Below are 16,541 nucleotides of genomic sequence, written 5' to 3' on the forward strand. Positions count from 1 at the left end.
ACCACCCCCGGCCAATGTGTTACGCCGCGGTCAGGGACGCAAGAGGTCGGGGCCCAGTCTCACGGGGTCCGAGGTGTCAGAGCGAGAACGGCTCCGGCTCTTCGCCGTTGCGTCGAGCGGCCAGGAAGTTCTCCAGCTCTGCGGCGATCTCATCCGCCGACGGGAGTTCGCCGTCCACGTCGGTGAGGGGAGACCGCAGCGGGTTTCCCTCCATGTAGGAGTCGTGGCGTTCCTCGAGGGTGCCGACAAGGCGCGCGAGCTCCGGGTTCGATTCCACCTGGCTGTCGATCTTGGTGAGGAAGTCCCGGCCCTCTTCGCGGAGCGCATCGGTCGGGAAGATCAGCCCGGTGGCCGCGCTGATCGATTCGAGGGCTTTCACCGCGGCATCCGGAAACTCCGTATCGGCGAGGTAGTGCGGAATGAGCAGGACGAAACCCGCTGTCGGGTGCGACTGCTGCTGCAACCGGTATTCGACCAGGTGGAGGGCGTTTGCCGGCACCTGGGTGCGCGGCTTCCAGATGGACATCGCGTCGGTGAGTTCCGTGCGGTTGCCGCTGACGGTCACCCCGATCGGACGGGTGTGTGGAACCGGCATGGGAATCGCGTGGACCCAGGTCGTGGTCTTCACCTTGAACCGCGCGATGAGGTGCATCACCGCTTCGCTGAACCGCTCCCACTGGAAGTCGGGTTCGAAACCGGTGAGAAAGAGAAAGGGCTGGCCGATCTCATCGGTCGCGAGGGAGAGGGAGAGACGCGGCGGCCGGTAGTCGGCCAGGTGATCCTGGTCGAAGTAGATCGTGGGGCGGCGGGCGCGGTAGTCGAGCAGGATGTCGGCGTCGAATGTCGCCACCTCGCGGTGGTCGACCGTGTCGAGCAGGTACTCGCTCAATTGGGTCACGGCGGCTCCGGCATCCGCAAAGCCGGTGAGGCCGGCCACGAGATCGAGGCCCTCCGGCACGTCGATGACGGCCGGATTCAGTTCATAGAGACCCTCGGGATTTTGCATTGTTTAACTCTAATCGCGGTCGTTGGCGCACACTCCCGTCCCGTTAGTGCCGAGAGCGAACAGGTGACCGCTGCCCCGGCACAGTCCTTCCCCGGTGGCGCGGATACGATGGCGCAATGACCCTGCCCACTCTGAAAATTTCCTCCGCCGCTCCTCTCTCGCTCGCCGCCGACGTGCTCGTGCTCGGGGTACGGGCGACGGATGACGGGCCCCGCCTCGTCACTGAGGACGCCGAATTCGCCGAGCTCTCGGCCAGCCTCGACGGCATCGGAGTCACCGGCGGAGTCGACGAACTGGTGCGGGTGCCGGCGGCGATCGGAAGCGCGCGCAGCATCGCGCTCGTCGGCCTCGGCACGTCGACGCCGGGGCAAGACTCGCTGCGGTACGCGGCCGGCACCGCTTCCCGTCGGCTCACCGGCGTGACCTCGCTGGTGATCGCCCTGCCGACGCTGTCGTCGGCCGAGGTGCTCGCAGTGCTGGAAGGGGCCGCGATCGGCGCCTATTCCTACACGTCTTACCGGTCATCGACCCTCGAGAAGACGAAACTTCCCGCGACGGACATCACCATCGCCACGGAGATCCCAGCCGATGACGAGCTGGTCTCTCGCGCTTCCATCGTGGCCGGGGCGATCCACTCGGTGCGCGACCTCGTCAATGCACCCCCCTCGGACCTCTACCCGGAGAGCTTCGCCGACGCCGTGCTCGAGCTCGCCGAGGACCTCCCCGTCGAGGTCGAGGTGCTGGCGGAGGACGAACTCCTCGCCGGCGATTTCGGGGGAATCCTCGGAGTCGGCCAGGGTTCCACCCGCGGGCCGCGACTGGTCAAGATCAGCTACTCCCCCACGACCGCGCGCTCCCACCTGGCTCTCGTCGGCAAGGGCATCACCTTCGACACCGGAGGGCTGTCGCTCAAGCCGCCGGCAGGAATGGTGGGAATGAAGTACGACATGGCCGGTGCGGCGACGGTGATGGCTGCGGTCTTCGCTGCGGCACGGCTCGGTCTCGACATCCGCCTCACCGCCTGGTTGTGCCTGGCGGAGAACATGCCATCGGGCTCGGCCATCCGCCCGAACGACGTGCTGCGCATGAAGGGCGGTACGACCGTGGAGGTGCTCAACACCGATGCCGAAGGCCGTCTCGTCATGGCCGACGGGCTCGTCGCCGCGAGTGAGGAGTTTCCGGATGCGATCATCGACGTCGCGACGCTCACCGGTGCCCAGCGGGTCGCACTCGGCGATCGATATTCCGGGGTGATGGGCGACGACGCTCTCGTCGGCCGGGTCGCCGCGACAGCGCGCACCGTCGGGGAGCAGCTCTGGCCGATGCCGCTTCCAGGCGAGCTCCGCGCCCTGCTCAAGTCGGATGTCGCGGACATCGCGAACGCGAAGATCGGCAACACGGCCGCAGGCATGCTCCTCGCCGGAGTGTTCCTGCAGGAATTCGTCGGTTCGCAGTCGGATTCCTCGGCTGGACGCATCCCCTGGGCCCATATCGACATCGCTGGACCGGCCCACAATGCCGGAGGGGGATACGGCTACATCGGTACCGGACCGAGCGGCGTTGCTGTGCGAACTCTGATCGCGCTGGCTGAGGAGATTTCGCTCGCGTAGTAAGGTCTTTGTGGCCCGAAAATAATCGGGCCACGCGGTCCGTGGCCTGTCAATGGCCGGGACACACGCACACCTCACAAAGAAACCCAAGGGAGTCGCCGGGTGCCTGAGCAGAACTTCGACATCGTCATCCTCGGAGCGGGAAGCGGCGGCTACGCCGCGGCGCTGCGAGCAAGCCAACTGGGGTTCTCCGTGGCCCTCGTCGAAAAAGGAAAACTGGGCGGTACCTGCCTGCACGTGGGGTGCATCCCCACCAAAGCGCTGCTGCACTCCGCCGAGGTCGCCGACGTCACGCGTGAATCCGCGAAGTACGGGGTCACCTCGAGCTTCGAGGGAATCGACATCGCCGCCGTCACCGCATACCGCGAGGGAATCGTCGCGAGCAAGTACAAGGGCCTCCAGGGTCTGATCAAGGCCCGTGGAATCACCGTGATCGAGGGCGAAGGTCGCCTCACCGCGGCCAACACCGTCACCGTGGGCGAGAACACCCTCGTGGGCAAGAACGTGATCCTCGCCACCGGGTCGTACTCCCGATCGCTCCCGGGCCTCGAAATCGGCGGACGCGTTATCACCTCCGAGCAGGCGCTCGAACTCGACTTCGTACCGAAGAAGGTGCTCGTGCTCGGCGGTGGTGTCATCGGCGTCGAGTTCTCGAGCGTGTGGAAGTCCTGGGGCACCGACGTGCAGATCATCGAGGCGCTGCCGCACCTCGTGCCCAACGAGGACGAGGCCATCAGCAAGCAGTTCGAGCGTGCATTCCGTAAGCGCGGAATCAACTTCAGCCTCGGCATCCGCTTCCAGAGCGTCACCCAGAACGACGACGGCGTCGTCGTGACGCTCGAGGATGGCCAGACCTTCGAGGCCGAGCTCCTGCTCGTCGCCGTCGGCCGCGGACCGGCCACCGCAAACCTCGGATACGAAGAGGTCGGCGTGACGATGGACCGCGGATTCGTCATCACGAACGAGCGACTCCTCACGAGCGTTCCGAACGTGTATGCCGTCGGAGACATCGTGCCCGGCCTCCAGCTCGCGCACCGCGGCTTCCAGCAGGGCATCTTCGTCGCCGAGGAGATCGCGGGGCTGAACCCGATCGTGATCGAGGACATCAACATCCCCAAGGTCACCTACTCCGACCCGGAGGTCGCGTCCGTCGGACTCTCCGAAGTCAAGGCGCAGGAGCAGTACGGGGCCGACAAGGTCACCACCTACGACTACAACCTGGCCGGCAACGGCAAGAGTCACATCATCGGCACCGCGGGATCGATCAAGGTCGTGCGGGTGAACGACGGCCCGATCGTCGGAATGCACATGATCGGTGCCCGCGTCGGGGAACTCATCGGGGAGGCCCAGCTCGTCGTGAACTGGGAGGCCTACCCCGAAGACCTCGCGCCGCTGCTCCACGCGCACCCCACGCAGGACGAAGCGCTCGGCGAGGCGTTCCTCGCCCTGGCCGGAAAACCGCTCCACGCGATGTAGGCGTCGCGCCAAGAGGCGCGTCGTCATCGAACTAAGCTAAACAAACAGAACTGGTCTAAAGGAGCATCACTGATGAGCGAATCCGTCAACCTCCCGGCACTCGGAGAGAGTGTCACCGAGGGCACGGTGACCCGCTGGTTGAAGAACGTGGGAGACCGCGTCGAGGTAGACGAGCCGCTGCTCGAAGTCTCCACCGACAAGGTCGACACGGAGATCCCGTCGCCGATCGCCGGCGTGATCGAAGCCATCCTGGTGGCGGAGGACGAGACCGTCGAGGTCGGCACCCCCCTGGTGACCATTGGAGACGGATCCGGATCATCGGATGCGACCCCCGAGGCACCCGCAGAGGCCGCCCCGGCCGCCGTCACGCCCGCACCGCCGGAGGACGCGCAGCCCGTCTCAGAAGTGCAGCCGGAGCCCGTCGCCGCAGCGGCACCCGAGCAGATCTCCGCTCCGCCGCAGGCGCCCGCAGCGCCGCAGGCCCCTCCCGCTCCTGAGCCCGCCGCCCCCCAGCAGGCGGAGGCGCCGGTCGCCGAGGTACCTTCCGCCGATGCTCCCGCTCCGGGAGACGAGGCGCCCACTGCTGCTTCCGCCCCGGCACCTGCCGACGCGGTCGACCCGGCACCGGCACAGGAGGCAACCGACGCTCCGGCGCCTGACGCAGCCCCGGCACCCGCGGCTGCTCCGGCGCCCGCTGCTGCTCCAGCACCCGCCGCTGAAGCTGCTCCTGCACCCGCTGCTGCTCCGGCACCTGCGGCTGCTGCTGCTCCCGCTGCTGCTCCTTCCGTCGATGCCAACCCGGGTTACGTCACTCCCCTCGTTCGCAAACTTGCCAATGAGAAGGGCATCGACCTCTCGACGATCGCCGGTTCCGGAGTCGGAGGACGGATCCGCAAGGAAGACGTGCTCACGGCGACCTCGGCCACACCGGACGCTGCGGAGGCCCCGGCCGCTTCGGCTCCCGCGGTCGCCGCACCGGCATTGGAGACCTCTCCCCTGCGCGGCACGAGCGTTCCGATGTCTCGACTTCGCAAGGTCATCGCCGAACGTGCGGTCATCTCGATGCAGTCGTCCGCGCAGCTCACGTCTGTCGTCGAAGTGGACGTCACGCTCGTCGCGAACTTCCGCGACTCGGTGAAGGCGGAGTTCCTCTCGAAGACCGGGCAGAAGCTGTCCTTCCTTCCGTTCTTCGCGCTTGCAGCAGCGGAAGCCCTCAAGGCCTTCCCGATCATCAACGCCACGATCGACGGAGACACGATCGTGTACCCGCCCCAGGAGAACATCTCCATCGCGGTCGACACCGAGCGTGGGCTTCTGACGCCGGTGATCCGGGATGCCGGGTCTCTCGATCTCGCCGGTCTCGCCGCGCAGATCGCCGACCTCGCCGCGCGCACCCGCGACAACAAGCTGAAGCCCGACGAGCTGGCCGGCGGTACCTTTACGCTGACCAACACGGGTTCACGCGGGGCGTTGTTCGACACCCCGATCGTGTTCCTGCCCCAGTCCGCGATCCTCGGCACCGGGATCGTCGCCAAGAAGCCGGTCGTCGTCTCGAGCGGTGGGCTCGACGCGATCGCGATCCGCTCGACGGTCTACCTCGCCCTGTCGTACGACCACCGGATCGTGGATGGCGCGGACGCCGCCCGCTTCCTCGTTGCCGTGAAGAACCGTCTCGAAGGCGGCGATTTCGCCGGAAACCTCGGCTACTGAGAAGCCTCGGCTACTGAGAAACCTCGGCTACTGAGAAACCTCGGCAGCACGGTCGCGCGCTCTCGCTAGCCGAGTGCAAGATCTCTGATCCGCCATCCGGCCTCGCTTCTCACCAGCAGAAGCGGGGCCGGATTCTTCGTACTCACCGCAGAACCGTCAGTCGCGAGCAGCTGGATGATGGCCGAATCTCCCAGCTGCTGGATGAGGTGCGGGGTGAACCCCTCGAGGGTCGCCTCTGCCGGCAGGCTGCCCCCGTTCTTGAGACGACGGACGAGATCGCGGTCCGCCTCGATCACTGCCGAGCCCGACTGATCGACCCCGTCCAGGCAGGTGACGGATCTCGCCACGAAGCATTTCGACCGCGCGGTGAGGAGAGCGCGGGCGGCGGCGAGAGGGTCCTGCCCCTCGATGGCGGATCTCGACGGCGCCGGAGATGCGTCGAACGGGAGGTCGGCCGGGAGCCCTGACTCCATGGGCGCTGTGCGATCCGGGGTCGGCGTCGGCGAATCCGGCCCGGGCGATCTCAAGGCGGGCGAGGTCGGTGTCGTCTGGGAACCTTCCGGTGTCGACCCCGGCTTCCCCGGGGCGGACTCGGAATGAGCAGCCGGAATCACGGTGAGAGCGACGACCAACGCTCCGATCCCCGCTCCCCCGGCGATCCAGACGGGAATCCGAACCGGCGAGAGGAACGTGACCAGTCGTGCGCGCAGATGAGCGAGCGGGTGGATGTCCGTGACCTCGGTGGCAGCGGCCCAGTTCGGCAGAAGCTCACGGCTCACGGACAGATCCTCCGCGGGGGCTTCCCGAAGGAGAAGCGGGATTCCCGGATGAAGAACGGGGTGGGTCGACTGCTGCAGCGGCACCGAGATCGGTGACTCCTCGTCGAAGCGGATCGGCAGCGCCGGAGCGAGCGCGAAGAGTCGGTCGATCAGGTTCGAAAGCGCTTCCTCGCCCAGGGGTGGCCCGGCCAGTTCGTGCCGCACGGTCGCAAGGGCGGCCGAGGACGCTCCCGGCTCCAGCCGACCGAGTACCGATCCGATCAGATCCCGAATCCCCTGCCGATCTGCGCCCGCGCCGGCATCCGCGTCGAGCTCGGCCGCCGTCAGGCTCGGAGTGTCTCCCTCTGTCGGAAATTCCCCGATGAGCGCGACCGAGCCGAATTTCGCCAGCACCGGAGCGCCGCCATCGTCGAAGAGAACCGAAGAGAGCGTGATGTCCCGATGCGCGACTCCGACTCGATGCAGCTCCTTCACCGCCTCAATGAGCGGCACCAGGATGCTCACCGCTTCCCCCGGCGCGAGGGTGCCTCGCGTCGCGAGCAGTCGGCCGAGGGTTCCGGAGCCCAGTCGCGGCAGGATGAGGCACGGCCGACCATCCGCACCGGTCGCGAGGTCCTTCAGCTCCAGAAGGTGACGGGAAGATGCCCGGGCCAGGGCCTCTATCTCGCGATCGATGCTCCCGTCGTCGGTCTGCGGCCGGTAGACCTTGATCGCCGCGATCCGATCCCCATCGGGAGGTTCCCGCGTACCTGCGTGACCGAGGTGGATCTCGGCGCGCGTCCCCGCACCGAGCTTGCGCACGAGTCGATAGCCGCCGACGGTCTCCATGCAGCGAGTATCCGGTCCGTGGGTCATCCGTCGTCGCGCCCGGACCCGGTCTGTGGCCCGTTGCCTCCTCTCTGCCAGTGTGAGGGAGCAGAGCCCGACGGTCAGGCCGTATCCTTGTGTCATGGCACGCACCCAGAATTCGGCACCCAAACCTGCGAAAGAGCCCGGTCGTCTCAAGCAGATGTACCAGGTCTTCCAGATGACCCGTCGCTACGATTCGAATGCGATCTGGTGGTTCCTCCTCGCGTTCCTCGCCCCGATACTCGTCGGCATCGTGGCAGGATTCCTGATCTCCGGTGTCGATAACGTCTTCGGATTCGTTCTGTGGATCATCGCTGGCGTTCTCGGTGGCGTGCTGCTGTTCCTGATCGTGCTCGGTCGACTCGCGGAACGCGCTGCCTATTCGCAGATCGAAGGGCAGGCCGGCGCCGTCGGCGCCGTGCTCAAGAGCTCGCTGCGCCGCGGCTGGACCGCGAGTGAGATGCCCGTCGCCGTGAGCCCCAAGACTCAGGATGCCGTCTACCGGGCGGTCGGCAACGGCGGTGTCGTGCTGATCGGCGAGGGTCCGAAGAGCCGCACCCAGAAGATGCTGGACGAGGAACGTCGCCGGGTCACCCGCATCCTGCCGAACGTGAGTGTGCACTTCCTTCACGTGGGCCCGGATGCCGATGCGGTGCCACTGCACAAGCTCGCGGGGCGCATGGCGCGTTTCAAGCGCTCGCTGAACAAGTCAGAGATCTACGCAGTGAGCAACCGACTCGCGTCCCTCGGTAAGAACCAGCTTCCCATCCCCAAGGGCGTCGACCCGATGCGGGCGCGCGCGCCCCGGCCGCGCTAGTAGGCGGCCCTCCGCCTCTTGCCGGCTGCTAGCGCCGGACCAGCACGGTGCCGGCGAGCCGGTCGTGCAGGCCGCGTCGATCCCGGTCGGCGATGAGAGCCGGCACGAGCAGGGAGAGCAGCACTGTGCGCACGATCGGGCGCCAGACCCCGATCCATCCGGACGCCAGGGGCACGACCCGCATCCCGAGCAGAAGGTGCCCGATGCTGCCGCTCAGCAGCATCAGGAAGACGATCTGAAGCACCGCGAAGATGGCGAGGCTGGCCCAGCGGTCGTAGTCGAAGAACGCGTAGGAGATCAGGGCGCCCAGCGCCACGTCGATGGCGAACGCCGCTAGACGGCGACCGAACCGGGCGATCGAGCGCGGACCGGTGGCGGGAAGACCGAAGTGCCGGCCAGGCCAATCGCTGGGCTGGGCGGATGTTCGGGGCTCTGCCATACCGAAGATCCTACGGTCGCCAACTCGACGTAACATGCACGAAACAATAGCGACACCGTGGCGAAACTCCCTTCGTCTAGCGTCACAGTTGGCTGCGCTTGCCGCCGTACCCAGTTCCAAACCCCATTGGAGTCAAGTCACATGTTCAGTGATTCTTCAGAGGTGCTCAAGTTCATCAAGGCCGAGAACGTCAAGTTCCTTGATATCCGCTTCACCGATCTCCCCGGTGTGCAGCAGCACTTCAACATCCCCGCCTCGACCGTCGACGAAGAATTCTTCTCGGTCGGACAGCTCTTCGACGGCTCGTCGATCCGCGGCTTCGCGTCGATTCACGAATCCGACATGCAGCTCATCCCCGACGTGACCACCGCGTACGTCGATCCCTTCCGCGTCGAGAAGACGCTCATCATGATCTTCGACATCTACAACCCGCGAAACGGCGAGATCTACGCCCGCGACCCGCGCCAGGTTGCCAAGAAGGCCGAGAAGTACCTCGCCTCCACCGGAATCGCGGACACCGCATTCTTCGCACCGGAGGCCGAGTTCTACATCTTCGACGACGTGCGTTACGACGTGCGCCAGAACTCCAGCTCCTACTTCGTCGACTCCGAAGAAGGCGCCTGGAACTCGGGACGCGTCGAAGAGGGCGGCAACCTCGCCAACAAGACGCCCTACAAGGGCGGCTACTTCCCGGTGAGCCCCGTCGACAAGCAGGCCGACCTTCGCGACGACATCAGCCTCAAGCTGATCGACGCCGGACTGATCCTCGAGCGCGCCCACCATGAGGTCGGCACCGGAGGCCAGGCGGAGATCAACTACCGCTTCGACACGATGGTGCACGCGGCCGACGACATCCTCAAGTTCAAGTACATCGTCAAGAACACGGCGCTCGAATGGGGCAAGGTCGCGACCTTCATGCCCAAGCCGCTGTTCGGCGACAACGGATCGGGCATGCACACCCACCAGTCGCTGTGGAGTGACGGCACCCCGCTGTTCTACGACGAGAAGGGCTATGGCGGCCTCAGCGACATCGCGCGCTGGTACATCGGCGGACTGCTCAAGCACGCTCCAGCGGTGCTCGCGTTCACGAATCCGACGCTCAACTCCTACCGTCGATTGATCCCCGGCTTCGAAGCACCGGTCAACCTGGTCTACTCGGCCGGCAACCGTTCGGCCTCGATCCGCATCCCGATCACGGGCACTAACCCGAAGGCGAAGCGCATCGAGTTCCGTGCACCGGATGCCTCCGGCAACCCGTATCTCGCTTTCGCCGCGCAGCTCATGGCCGGCCTCGACGGAATCAAGAACCGTATCGAGCCGCACGAGCCCGTGGACAAGGACCTGTACGAGCTTCCCCCCGAGGAGGCCAAGAACATCCCGCAGGTTCCCGCTTCTCTCGAGGAGGCCCTGCGCGCACTCGAGGCCGACAATGAATTCCTCACCGCCGGCAACGTGTTCACGCCCGACCTGATCCAGACTTGGATCTCGTACAAGCGTTCCGCGGAGATCATCCCGGCCGCCCAGCGTCCGACGCCGTTCGAGTACGAGCTGTACTTCAGCGTCTGATCCGCTTCTCGACCAAGAGCCGCATCCCCTCGGGAGTGCGGCTCTTGCGGGTTAATCGGGCGCACATGCCGACGCCGCGATGTCATCGTTGCCGCCAGCCGTCAGAAAGTGCGCTCCTCTGCGTTCCCGTCGACCGTCTTTGACGGGTGGGTGCTCCCGGACTGTGGGTAGACCGAGACTCTCGCCCGGCTCCGGCCTGGCCGCGGCGTTGCGAACCGCCTACCCCGGCCGTCACAAACCGTCCAGTCGCGGGGTCCGTTGCAACAGTCTGCAACGGACGGGCGGGGATCACCTCTCCCTGCGCCGACCACTGCCTCCGGTCCGGCCATGCGCCGTCGGACTCGGCACCGCCGCGGCCTGCCCGTGGGACTTGGCTCCAGGCGTGGTGACTCGGCTCCTGCGGCGCCTCCATCCGACAGGAGTTGCTGTCCTCAGCGCCCCAGGAGACGATTTCCGACGGGCGCGCACTCCTAGCCCAACGCCACCCGAAGAGACTCGATCGGCTCCGGGGGGTCCCGAACCGCGAAGATGCTCCCGCCGTCTCGGCCTGCCCCACCGTCGCCAGCCGCTCCGCCGTGGCCAGCCGCCCCACAGTCGCCAGTTGCCCCACAGTCGCCAGTTGCTCAGCCGTCGCCAGCCGCCCACCGTCGCCAGCCGCGCCACGGTCGCCGGCCGCTCAGCCGTCACTAACTGCGCGGTCGCCGGACCCTCAGGACAAACACTGACGGATGAAGGCAGCTCGCCGCCACCATCCGCCAGAACCCCCTCCCACCGCACCGCGATCCGTCAGAAGTTGATCTACTCGGCGCCTCAGGCGACAGTCTCCGACGGGTGAATGGCACCCGCGTCCGACCGGAGCAACTCGCCGGGCTCCGCTGCTCCCCATCGTGACCCTCCCCCGCCGTCTCGTCCTCCCCCGCCGTCGCAAACTGCTCAGTCGGCGTGGATTCGCGGCAGTCTTTGACCGATGGCAGGTAACGCACGCCATTCAGCCGCGGAACACGGATGGCAGGCAACGCACGCAGCTCCCCCGCGGAACACAGATGATCGGCAACGCAGGCTCAGACGCAGAGAACAGGCGACCGACGCCAGAACACACTCTGGCCGTCGCGGAGGGCATGGCGGCACCCGAGCCGTGGGAGACGGATGCGTGGCCCCCGCGGCCGGGGAAGTTTCAGCACACTCGGCTCCGGTGAGCAGCCCGATCCGGGAGCACAGAGGCGCGAAGCGAATGACGACCCCGAGAAGCCGCAGCAGGGCCGCACCGATTACGGCACGGCCCTGCGAAAACCCCTGTTCGCGCGGGTCTAGCGCGCCCCAACGAGTCGTCGGCCCGAGCCGAGCACGAGCGGCGGCGAGTAGGCCAGCAGCGGGGCGGGAGCCGTTCCGAGACCGGTGAGCGTCCAGCCAGCGGAACGCCATTCGTGCGCATCGAGGCAGTTGCGGGCGTCGATGATGACCGGCGTCGCCACGAGGTCTACCAGGTCGCGCGGATCGGTCTCCTTGAACTCGTTCCACTCGGTGAGAACGAGAAGGGCGTCGGAGTTCGTCGCCGCTTCCGCGATCGACTCGGCGTAGATGAGGGTCGGGAACATCTTCTGCGCCGTCTCGTTGGCCTCGGGATCGTAGACGACCACCTGGGCACCGCGCAGATGCAGAGCAGCCGCCACGTTAAGCGCCGGGGAGTCGCGCACGTCATCGGTGAGCGGCTTGAAGGCCGCGCCGAGCACACCGATGCGGCGGTTAAGAACGGATCCGCCACAGGCCTCGATCGCCATGTCGATCACGCGCTGGCGCTGAGCCATGTTGATCTCATCCACCTGCTGCAGGAGCGAAGCCGCCTTCATCGCACCGAGCTCACTCGAGCGATGGATGAGCGCACGAATGTCCTTCGGCAGGCATCCGCCACCGAAGCCGAGGCCGGCGTTGAGGAACTGCCGCCCGATGCGCACATCGTGGCCGAGGGCATCCGCGAGCACGTTGACGTCGGCTCCGGCCGCATCGCACACCTCGGCGATGGCGTTGATGAAGGAGATCTTGGTGGCGAGGAACGCGTTCGCGCTGACCTTCACCAGTTCCGCGGTCGGCAGATCGCAGACGATCACCGGTGTACCGGTCGCGATCGGGATGGCATAGACCTCGCGCATGAGAGCTTCCGAGGCCTCGCTGGTTCCACCGAGCACGATGCGGTCGGGAGTGAGGGTGTCGTCGACAGCCTTGCCCTCTCGGAGGAACTCGGGGTTCCAGATGATCTCGGTCTCGATGCCCTCCGGTACATGCTCGAGGATCATCTCGCGCAATGCCTGTCCAGTGCCCACGGGCACCGTCGACTTGCCGACGATCAGGCCGTTGTGCGTGAGGTTCCCCGCAACCTGCCTGGTGGCCTCCTGCACGTAGTTGAGATTCGCCGCATTGCTTCCGCGCTGCTGCGGGGTTCCGACGCAGATGAAGTGCACATCCGACAGCGCCGTGGCCTCGGCGATATCCGTGGTGAAACGAAGTCGACCGCTTTCGACATGCTTACGGATGAGCTCCGGCAGCCCGGGCTCGAAGAACGGCACCCGCCCTTCGCTGAGGGCCTGCGCCTTGGCCGGGTCGTTGTCGACGCCGATCACTTCGAAGCCCATCTCCGCCATGGCGGCGGCATGGGTCGCCCCGAGGTATCCGGTGCCGACGACGCTGATCCGTGGCGCCGTCGTGCGCGGCGCGGTGAGGGTGGTGTCGACGAAGACCTGGTCGACAGGTGTTGCATCTCCGAGCGGGTTCTGCTTCTTCATGATGTCCTCCTGGTAGTGGTGATGGACGCCGTCCGATGGGGATGGTGGCTGGTGGGGAGTGTGGGTGTCTGGTCGGTTGGTCATTGAGGACTGAGATCGAATCGTCCGCCGGGAAGCGCGAGACCCGCGGTGAAGGCGGCGAGGCTGTCCGGCCTCGAGTCGATGCGCCAGTCGTTGGTTGCGAGCTCCCCCTCGGTGTAGGAGGTGACGGCGAGGTTGAACCAGGAGAACCCGATGATGTCCTGGTTCTCCGGCTTCGCGAGGGCCTTGAAGAGGCTGGTGATCCAGGCCGCCTTGTGGCCTCCGGTTTCGGATGCCCCGATCTCAGCGAGCAGGATCGGCTTGTCGGTGATCCGCCTCAGTTCCTTCAGGCTCGGGGTGAAGGTGTAGTCGAAGGTGAAATCGTTGTCCGGCTTGTAGGCGGGGCGGAGGTAGCCGGAGAGACCGACGACATCCACGTAGGCGGATCCCGGGTAGAGCGAATCGAGATAGGCCGGGGCCTTGTGCGTCGCCGGGAGGTTGTTGATCACGTTCGGCGCCCAGATCCAGGCGACGAGGCTGTTCGCGCGCTCCTCCTGGAAGATGTCGTGCACGTGCTGCCACATCTTGACGTAGTCCCCGGGCCGGTTGCCGTTGATGGCCGTGCCCTTGCCGTCGTCTTCCGACCACGGGTACCAGATGCCGTTCATCTCGTGGTCGAGACGGATGCCGAGGGGAAGACCGGAGGCCACGATGTCTTTCGCGTACTGGTGAAGATAGGCGTCGAAGTTGCCGGGAACGCCGGCGGCGGGGTCGCCGATGATCTTGGGGAGCGAGTAGTCCGGCTCCGAGACGGCATCATTGGCTGCACCGATCGGTCGGGATTCCCAGGTGAGGATCGGAAGCGTGTTGCGCTTCCACGAGGCCTTCACGACATCCGCCCGGAAGCTCTGGTCCCAGCCCCCGAAATAGCCCACCGCATTCGGCTGGCTGCCGATCTTCTTCGCCGTGGCGTCGAACGACGCGAAGTTGAATGGTGCCTGCTCGGTGTACATGCCGAAGTAACGGGAGGTCGGGTTGATGATCTCCGCTTTGGACGGCGCGGTCACGACCGCTCCCGCCGCGCTGCTCGTCGGCTTCCGGGTGGTGGGCTTCGCCTTCGCTGCCGTGGTGGTCTTGGCGGCCGCAGCGGCATCCAGGGCGCCCTGCGCGCTGTAGAGCTGCTGTTGGATCGACGCCAACTGGGCCTTCGTCGCGCTGAGGTTGCCCTTGCTTCCGCTCAGCTGCTTCTGCAGCGCGATCACTTGGCTGAGCAGCGAATTGCGCTCGGCGACGATCTTGGCGGTGGCGAGATCCGCCCGGGTGACGGATGCCGCTGCCTGGGTGACGGGGTTCGCCGGCGAGTTCCAGACGATCACGCTCGTCCCAACGAGGCCGAGCACGAGGACGGCGGCACCGGCGGCGGTGAACCGTGCACGGGTGCTCGAGAGCGCCCACCAGGTTCCCGGTCGACTGAGGTTGCTGCGCTTAAGAAATGACAATGAAATACGCCTCCACAGCGAAGATGGTGAGTCCGATCACGTACGGCCAGGCGGCCTTGGGATTGAGACGCCGGCGCCGCTGGGCCCGGGGCGCCGAGGCCCTGACCCGGGTAGCGATCCGTGGCGACGCCTCGAGAAGTGCTGTCGAGTGGTTGCCGGCCGATAGCGGGCCGAATCCGATCGGGGCCTGATCCGAACCGGGATCGACCCGGGGGCTCTCATCGATCGACAAGGACTCGACGATCGTGTCGTTCGACGAGCCACCCGCATAGGCCCCGGCCCGGGTGCCCCAGCCGCTGGCGTGTCCCATGCGGAAGAAGCCGATGAGGCGGATGGGCATGAGGAACGCGGTCGAGACGATGATGAACACGGGAAGCCGGAAGAAGTCGCTCGGCTTCTCCGAGAGATGACGCAGCTGCCGGATGGCCATGCTGAGCACCGAGGACAACACCATGAGGCCGACGACGAGCGCGATACCGCTCTGGACGCCGTACTCCTTGAGGATGCCCTCGTAGAAGTTGTAGCCCTGGCCGGTGAAGCTGCGGAAGATCCAGCCGCCGATGACTCCGGCGAGCAGGAAGGGAAGCACGATGTCCATCACGAAGAACAGGGCGAGCACTGGCGCGTGACCGAGCATCCAGGGCAGCATCCGAAGGGTGTTGTACTGGCTGCCACGAGCCCAGCGCAGCTGCTGCTTGAAGAGCTTCTTGATCTGGAGGGGGGCATCCGTGTACACCAGCGAGGTGTACTGGTACACGGTGCGGTAGCCCTCCTTGAGCGTGAGGTTGGTGAGGGTGCGGTCGTCGCTGACCTCGAGGAAGACGCCCATGAACTGTTCAGTCATGAAGCGCTCCATGACCCGCACCATGATCGAACGGCGGAAGGCGATCGTGCGTCCGGGAAGGCAGCCGACCTGTCCGAGCACGCTCTGCGCGGGCATCGAATACAGGGCCCGGGAGTTCTCCAGCCAGTCCGCCCATCGGGTGATCCAGCTCCGCTCGGGCTCGAGAATCCGCTGGCGCGTCGTCGCGCCTCCGACGGATACATCGGCGAACGGCTTCACGAGCTCCGAGAGGGTGTTGTCGGTCCAGACGGTATCGGAATCGACCAGCACCGTGATGTCGCCGGTGGAGAGCTCCGTACCGATCTTTACGGCGTTGCGCTTGCCGGGAATCGGAGTGTGGACCCACCGCACCAGGGGCCGGAACTCGTCGGAGATCGCCTCAAGGGTCGGGTTCCGTGCTCCATTGATCACGACGATGATCTCGCCGGGCCGCTGCTCCACCATGCGGCCGAGCACGTCACGAAAAAGATCTTCCGGCTCGTCGAGCACGGGCACGATGACGCTCGTCGTTCCGGTGAAAGTCCCGGTGAATGGCTTGTAGCGGCTGGAGATGACGAGCTTGATCACCCAGAGGGCCCAGATGAGGGCTGAGTAGACCGCGAAGGTGTAGATCTCCGGGTGTCCGTCAATCATGTGACGGATCTGGAGGATGAAAATGAACACGAGATTCCCCGATCGTTTGCGGTGGTGGACTGTCCGCAACGTTGAGGAACTGGCGAGCTTTTTTCGGGGTAGTTGAATTATTGACAGACGGCTCAAGCAGAAGCAAACGGGCAGAACCGGGTCGAAGCGGATCTCTCGGTTCCCTCCCGTTTTTGTCACCCGTTTTGTGTCAGCACTTCGGCCGACGTAGGGCCTGACCCCCAAACGGTGGACACCGGCGTCATTCTCGAGGAGCGCAGGAAGCTCGGCTGAAGCTCTCAGCGATGGAAGCAAAAGTGCTGATCAAATTGATTATCGTGCGCCCGAATACGCGGTCGGAATCGCGGGCGTGGACGGCGCGGCTGCCGGGTGGCCGCGCGGGGGGACAGAACGCCCCCTCCCCGAAAGGGGTACAAAAAATCGCCGCGACGGGGGACGCAGAAAATAGATAAAAATAGTCCGAACGTTTACCGGTTGGAAACATCCGAGGGGCCCGGAGCGAGCCG

Annotated in this window: 11 protein-coding genes; 5 read left to right on the forward strand and 6 right to left on the reverse strand. The window is 65.9% G+C overall.

Annotation, left to right across the window (positions count from 1 at the left end; genetic code table 11):
- Nucleotides 1–76: 76 nt before the first annotated feature.
- Nucleotides 77–1,006: a proteasome assembly chaperone family protein gene (locus tag F1C58_RS08620; protein ID WP_185200736.1), complete on the reverse strand. Its 930-nt coding sequence runs from the start codon at nt 1,004–1,006 to the stop codon at nt 77–79.
- 116 nt (nt 1,007–1,122) lie between these two features.
- Here F1C58_RS08620 and F1C58_RS08625 point away from each other — a divergent pair, with 116 nt between their 5' ends.
- The 3 genes from F1C58_RS08625 (at nt 1,123) to sucB (ending at nt 5,802) form a co-directional block, all read left to right on the forward strand.
- A complete protein-coding gene (locus F1C58_RS08625; protein WP_185200737.1) occupies nt 1,123–2,616 on the forward strand; it encodes a leucyl aminopeptidase in 1,494 nt (497 codons plus the stop codon).
- 102 nt (nt 2,617–2,718) lie between these two features.
- On the forward strand, nt 2,719–4,092 hold the full coding sequence (lpdA, locus tag F1C58_RS08630; protein ID WP_185200738.1) for a dihydrolipoyl dehydrogenase: 1,374 nt from the start codon (nt 2,719–2,721) through the stop codon (nt 4,090–4,092).
- A gap of 72 nt (nt 4,093–4,164) precedes the next feature.
- Nucleotides 4,165–5,802: a 2-oxoglutarate dehydrogenase, E2 component, dihydrolipoamide succinyltransferase gene (gene sucB / locus F1C58_RS08635; protein WP_185200739.1), complete on the forward strand. Its 1,638-nt coding sequence runs from the start codon at nt 4,165–4,167 to the stop codon at nt 5,800–5,802.
- Between the two features lie 65 nt (nt 5,803–5,867).
- Here the strand turns inward: sucB and F1C58_RS08640 are convergent, their stop codons facing one another.
- Nucleotides 5,868–7,409 carry a protein kinase gene (locus F1C58_RS08640; RefSeq protein ID WP_185200740.1) on the reverse strand — a complete coding sequence of 514 codons (1,542 nt, stop codon included), beginning with the start codon at nt 7,407–7,409 and terminating at the stop codon, nt 5,868–5,870.
- Between the two features lie 121 nt (nt 7,410–7,530).
- Here F1C58_RS08640 and F1C58_RS08645 point away from each other — a divergent pair, with 121 nt between their 5' ends.
- A complete protein-coding gene (locus tag F1C58_RS08645) occupies nt 7,531–8,247 on the forward strand; it encodes a DUF4191 domain-containing protein (RefSeq protein ID WP_185200741.1) in 717 nt (238 codons plus the stop codon).
- 28 nt (nt 8,248–8,275) lie between these two features.
- On the opposite strand, the gene F1C58_RS08650 is transcribed toward F1C58_RS08645, so the two are convergent.
- Complete coding sequence (locus F1C58_RS08650) at nt 8,276–8,686, reverse strand: RDD family protein (protein ID WP_185200742.1); 411 nt, start codon at nt 8,684–8,686, stop codon at nt 8,276–8,278.
- Nucleotides 8,687–8,827: 141 nt separating this feature from the next.
- Here F1C58_RS08650 and glnA point away from each other — a divergent pair, with 141 nt between their 5' ends.
- A complete protein-coding gene (gene glnA / locus F1C58_RS08655; protein WP_185200743.1) occupies nt 8,828–10,252 on the forward strand; it encodes a type I glutamate--ammonia ligase in 1,425 nt (474 codons plus the stop codon).
- Nucleotides 10,253–11,559: 1,307 nt separating this feature from the next.
- Here the strand turns inward: glnA and F1C58_RS08660 are convergent.
- The 3 genes from F1C58_RS08660 to F1C58_RS08670 all read right to left on the reverse strand — a co-directional run bounded on the left by F1C58_RS08660 (nt 11,560) and on the right by F1C58_RS08670 (nt 16,056).
- Nucleotides 11,560–13,029, reverse strand: a complete 1,470-nt coding sequence (locus F1C58_RS08660; protein WP_185200744.1) for a UDP-glucose/GDP-mannose dehydrogenase family protein — start codon at nt 13,027–13,029, stop codon at nt 11,560–11,562.
- An 80-nt stretch (nt 13,030–13,109) separates the two neighbouring features.
- A complete protein-coding gene (locus tag F1C58_RS08665) occupies nt 13,110–14,549 on the reverse strand; it encodes a glycosyl hydrolase (RefSeq protein ID WP_185200745.1) in 1,440 nt (479 codons plus the stop codon).
- Entirely contained in the window at nt 14,536–16,056 is a 1,521-nt protein-coding gene (locus F1C58_RS08670; RefSeq protein WP_185200746.1) for a glycosyltransferase, read from the reverse strand. Before F1C58_RS08670 ends, F1C58_RS08665 begins: the two co-directional genes overlap by 14 nt.
- Nucleotides 16,057–16,541: the final 485 nt, after the last annotated feature.

The organism is Glaciihabitans sp. INWT7 (assembly GCF_014217685.1).
Taxonomy (GTDB): domain Bacteria; phylum Actinomycetota; class Actinomycetes; order Actinomycetales; family Microbacteriaceae; genus Lacisediminihabitans.